The following is a 5252-nucleotide window of genomic DNA, read 5'->3' as shown; positions in this document are numbered from 1 at the left end:
CCCCCGCCTCTGGGCATGGCGTTAGCGACTTTCCTATCGCCAAGTAAGTTTAAACGTGATGAGCGTGAGGCGGGTAAAGCCGCGGGTATCATGGGTATGATTGGCATCAGTGAAGGGGCGATTCCGTTTGCTGCCGGTGACCCAGCTCGCGTACTGCCTGCGATAGTTGCTGGTGGTATTGTCGGTAACGTGATTGGTTTTATGTTCCATGTGATTAACCACGCTCCGTGGGGCGGCTGGATTGTACTGCCAGTCGTTGATGGCAAGATTGGCTACATAGTTGGCACAATCGCAGGCTCGTTTACCACAGCATTGATTGTTATTGCGCTTAAGAAGACGGTCACAGAAGACGACAGTCCGGTTGGTCAATCTCAAGCTTACACGTCTGTGCAAGGTGAGGGTGAGGCAGATATTCTTGCCGTGACGTCTTGTCCATCAGGTGTGGCACATACCTTCTTAGCGGCGAAGTCATTAGAGAAAGCCGCCTGTGCGTTAGGCATTAAGATCAAGGTCGAAACGCAAGGGGCGAACGGCATCATTAACCGAATCACTGACAAAGATATCGCCAAGGCGAGGTTTGTTATCTTCGCTCACGATGTCGCCATCAAAGAGCCGGAACGCTTTAGAAAAATGAAGGTGCTGGATGTCAGTACTAAAGACGCGATGCTAAATGCAGCAGCACTGTTGCAGGCGAAAAGAATCCCTTAAGTACATATCCCCAAGTAACCTCGATATGCATGGTTCAGCGAGAATGATTTGGTTTTCAGACGAGGCAACGATTTGAAGTTCTAGTGGTGCTAAATCAAAAATCTTTAACAAAGTATGCAAACCAAATCAACTCGCCCTTCGGGAGCTTGTCACTGAAGCGATTTCTTTGTCAAACACCTTGGAAATAGATCACTATTACGCTGCGATGTTTTCCTCGAACTCGAGTCAGTGACCAAGCTCTGAATACTGCATATTGAAGTCACTTGGGGATAATCCCAATTAAGGCTATCTGCTAGTTAGCTCCATCATTTTTGATGGAGCTTTTTTTACCCCTGAGAAAAGTGCTTAACCAAGAAATCAATGAAAGTGCGAATGCGCTGAGGTTGGTACTCACTATCTTTGTAAACCATGTACATTGGTAGCTTAACTGATTGATATTGCGTTAATACTTGAATTAACTCACCATTGTTGAGCTCTTGTTCTACCATCCATTTTGGCATTGCAGCGATGCCTTGCCCAAGCTTCGCCATTTGCACCAACATCTCAGGACTATCACTTCGAACCTGTTCTTCCACTTTGACTTTAATGGTTTCATTTCCATCGCTAAAACGCCACAGGTTAGACGGATTGGAGAGTGAGTAGGTTAAGCAGCAGTGCTTACACAAATCGTTTGCACTAAGAATAGGGTCGCGCTTGTCGAGGTAGCTTGGAGAGGCGAAGTAAACCAGTTCGTTATCCATCAACCAACGCGCTTTTAACCCCGAGTCTTTCAGGTAGGCGGCACGAATCGCGATATCAACATTGCCTTCAACTAAATCGACAAACTTGTCCGAAACTGACACATCAACGCTAAGCTCTGGATGTTGGTTGAGAAACTCATTCAGTGGCGCAGATAACAAGCGAACGCTAAACGCACTCGGCACTGAAAGCTTGAGCTCGCCAGAGACCGACGCTTGCTCTTGTCTAAGCTGCGACTCGAAGGAATCCATTTGTTCTGTGAGTGTCTGCGCCAGCTCGAGATATTGTTTTCCACCAGAAGTTAAGCTGATAGCGCGAGCATGACGATGAAACAAGGTGATACCGACTTCACTCTCAAGCCAGGCGATCTTCTTGCTCACCGCACTCTGAGTGGTATTGAGTTCGTTAGCCGCGGCAGTAAATGAACCTAACTGAGCGACACGAGAAAAGACTTTCAAACAATCAAATTTATCCATGATGCATTCCTATTTGGAATGGTAAGTAGCTAAATACTACTCTCCTTAAGTTTTAAGTGGAATGCTTTAATACTTCCATCATCTGTTGGGGAGTTAAAGTCATAGTGTTTATTCAAGGGGTATTAATCGCGTTTTTCTTGTTTGCCAGTTCTATCAAAATCATTGGTTGGGTGAAACCGATTTTTGAGCCACAGCTCGCTTTCTTTCATAAATATGGGTTGAACCGTGCCGCTATGTTTTTGGTTGGACTGGTTGAAGTAACGGGTGCAATTTTGATGTTAATTGGCTTGTTATCGACGAACAACTTGTTAAGTGCGATAGGTGCAAGTTTTATTGTTTTCACCTCAGTTAGTGCGATGTTTTTCCATTTTCGTTTTGATACTTGCAAAGATGCGATTCCGTCCATTGTGACGCTTTTATTATCACTTTTGGTGGCTTCGCCTTTGATTGAGTTTGTTGCGCTTATTTAAGACGAAATTATTGCAAGTAATGTTCTGAAATCTTTAGTAACATGTTTCAAATATTAACTGTTTCAAATAGTAATAGTTTCAAAACATAACGTATTTCGAATTCAAGGAGGCTTGCAATGGAAAAACTAAGAGTAGCATTTATTGGTCTGGGTGTGATGGGATACCCAATGGCTGGTTACCTAAGTAAAGCGGGCTATGAAACCAAAGTATACAACCGCACAAAAGCGAAAGCCGACAATTGGGCTGAAGAATACCAAGGTGTGGCTTGTGAAACACCACGTGAAGCGGCAGAAGGCTGTGACATCGTTTTTACCTGTGTGGGTAATGATGATGATGTTCGTAGCGTTGTTTACGGTGAAGAAGGCATTCTGGTTGGCTTGAAAGCGGATGCAGTGTTAGTGGACCACACGACGACTTCTGCAGACCTAGCGGTTGAGCTGGCTGAAGCGTGTGTTAAATACGGCAATCACTTCATTGATGCGCCAGTTTCTGGTGGTCAAGCGGGCGCAGAAAATGGTGTTCTAACCATCATGTGTGGTGGTGAACAAAACATTTTTGATCGTGTGTCTCCAGCGATGGATGTGTACGCGAAGCAGATGACGCTACTGGGTGAAAACGGTCAGGGCCAACGTTGTAAGATGGTAAACCAAATCTGTATTGGTGGTGTTTTACAAGGTCTGAGTGAAGCTTTGCTACTGGCTCAAAAATCAGGCTTGGACATCGCTCAAGTTGTAGAAACGTTGAAGCATGGCGCTGCAGGTTCATGGCAGATGGAAAACCGTGCAAATACGATGGCGGAAGATAAGTTCGATTTTGGCTTCGCTATTGATTGGATGCGCAAAGACTTGGGTTTCTGTCTGCAAGAAGCAGAGCGAGTGGGTCTAGAACTTCCACTGACTAAGAAAGTGGATGAGCAATACGCAGACCTTCAACGCGATGGTTTAGGGCGCATGGATACATCAGTACTGATCAAAGCGGTCGCTAAAAATCAGTAGTTGATGAATCAGTAATAAATAAACAGTTCTTTGGTATCAAAGAGCTTAAAGAAATCTAAGTTAATCATAATGAATCTCCTTGAGCATTGGTTGTGGCTAGTGATTAAGGATTAGTGATTTGAAATCAGGAGGTGCTGTTGGGCACCTCCTTTTTTATGTCTTTTAATCACACAGTGTGATGATTACCGCGTTTGCTTACTTGTTTAAGCCTAGCGCAATCTCAAGACCTTTGCCGTACGCTTCGTCTGCTTGGTATGCATGTTGAACGTGGCGCTGTTGGATGAACTCTGGCACACCGTCCATTGCGCGAGCTGTGTTGTCGAACAGAGTTTGACGTTGCTCTTCACTCATCAGACGGAATAGGTCACCCGCTTGGCTGAAGTAGTCTTCGTCTACACGGTGATCGTAGTGATCAGCGTTGCCGTTGATGCGTAGAGGTGGCTCAGAGTAATCTGGTTGCTCTGCCCATTCTTGTTTGTAGTTTGGCTCGTAACCTAGTGTTGAACCAAAGTTGCCATCAACGCGCATTGCGCCATCGCGGTGGTAGCTGTGAACTGGGCAACGAGGTGCGTTCACTGGGATTTGATGATGGTTCACACCTAGACGGTAACGCTGAGCATCGCCGTAAGCGAACAGACGACCTTGTAGCATCTTATCTGGAGAGAAGCCGATACCAGGTACTACTGCTGCTGGGTTGAACGCTGATTGCTCAACTTCTGCGTAGAAGTTTTCTGGGTTACGGTTCAGTTCAAACTCACCAACTGGGATCAGTGGGTAGTCTTTTTGAGACCATACACGTGTAAGGTCGAATGGGTTGAAGTTGACTTCATCCGCTTCTAGCTCAGGCATGATCTGTACGTACATCTTCCATTTAGGGAAGTCTTGACGCTCAATCGCTTCGTAAAGGTCACGGTGATGGCTTTCGCGGTCTTTACCTACGATCGCTTCTGCTTCTTGGTCAGTCAGGTTCTTGATGCCTTGCTGAGTTTTGAAGTGGAATTTCACCCAGTAACGCTCGTTTTCTGCGTTGATGAAGCTGAATGTGTGGCTACCAAAACCATGCATATGACGGTAAGACGCTGGGATACCACGGTCACTCATGACGATAGTCACTTGGTGGAATGCTTCTGGTAGTGATGTCCAGAAATCCCAGTTGTTGGTAGAGCTACGCATGTTAGTGCGAGGGTCGCGTTTTACTGCGTGGTTTAGGTCTGGGAATTTTAGTGGGTCACGTAGGAAGAATACTGGTGTGTTGTTACCAACCAAGTCCCAGTTACCTTCTTCAGTGTAGAATTTTAGTGCGAAACCACGGATGTCGCGTTCTGCGTCTGCTGCACCGCGCTCACCAGCTACAGTAGTGAAGCGAGCGAATAGTTCTGTTTTTTTGCCGATGTCAGAGAAGATTTTAGCGCGAGTGTATTTTGTGATGTCGTGCGTTACTGTGAACGTACCGTAAGCACCAGAACCTTTTGCGTGCATACGACGCTCAGGGATCACTTCGCGGTCAAAGTGTGCCAATTTTTCAAGGAACCAAACGTCTTGTAATAGTTGAGGGCCACGAGGACCTGCAGTCATAACGTTTTGGTTATGTGCGACAGGGCAACCTGCTGCTGTAGTCAATTTCTTGCTCATTTGAATTTCCTTGCAATAGTGATAATAAATCTTGTCTTTTGGATAAATCCGAAAGTTATGCGAGGAGAATAACGCTGTAATTGAGAAGAAAAAAACTGTTATTAGCAATCAGTGTGATAGGTGTCACCTATGATTTAAGTGGTTGTTAATTAATGGCTTTGTGTCAATTAACATTATTTGTCGTGTGGATTATAAATGGTATTCAGGCATGTTTAGTGTGAATGATTTCTGTC

At 45.3% G+C, this 5252-nt stretch carries 5 protein-coding genes; 3 read left to right on the top strand and 2 right to left on the bottom strand.

The features are described 5' to 3' along the window. Positions 1-708 (top strand): PTS fructose transporter subunit IIBC (locus tag VJL_RS23815; RefSeq protein ID WP_038881790.1); only part of this gene is annotated, 708 nt, incomplete at its 5' end. Between the two features lie 326 nt (positions 709-1034). Here VJL_RS23815 and VJL_RS23810 read toward each other — a convergent pair. Next, positions 1035-1922 (bottom strand): LysR family transcriptional regulator, encoded by an 888-nt coding sequence (locus VJL_RS23810; RefSeq protein WP_038881787.1) that lies wholly within the window; start codon positions 1920-1922, stop codon positions 1035-1037. Between the two features lie 101 nt (positions 1923-2023). Between VJL_RS23810 and VJL_RS23805 the strand changes: the two genes are divergently transcribed. Next, the gene (locus tag VJL_RS23805; protein WP_038881789.1) at positions 2024-2392 is read left to right on the top strand and encodes a DoxX family protein; all 369 of its coding nucleotides are present in this window, start codon (positions 2024-2026) and stop codon (positions 2390-2392) included. Between the two features lie 116 nt (positions 2393-2508). Further along, the gene (locus tag VJL_RS23800) at positions 2509-3387 is read left to right on the top strand and encodes an NAD(P)-dependent oxidoreductase (protein WP_038881786.1); all 879 of its coding nucleotides are present in this window, start codon (positions 2509-2511) and stop codon (positions 3385-3387) included. Between the two features lie 195 nt (positions 3388-3582). Here the strand turns inward: VJL_RS23800 and katE2 are convergent, their stop codons facing one another. After that, positions 3583-5019, bottom strand: a complete 1437-nt coding sequence (gene katE2 / locus VJL_RS23795; protein ID WP_009704876.1) for a catalase KatE2 — start codon at positions 5017-5019, stop codon at positions 3583-3585. Positions 5020-5252: the final 233 nt, after the last annotated feature.

This window comes from Vibrio jasicida CAIM 1864 = LMG 25398 (assembly GCF_000400365.1).
Classification (GTDB): domain Bacteria; phylum Pseudomonadota; class Gammaproteobacteria; order Enterobacterales; family Vibrionaceae; genus Vibrio; species Vibrio jasicida.
This window is presented reverse-complemented; position numbering and strand designations above follow the sequence as displayed.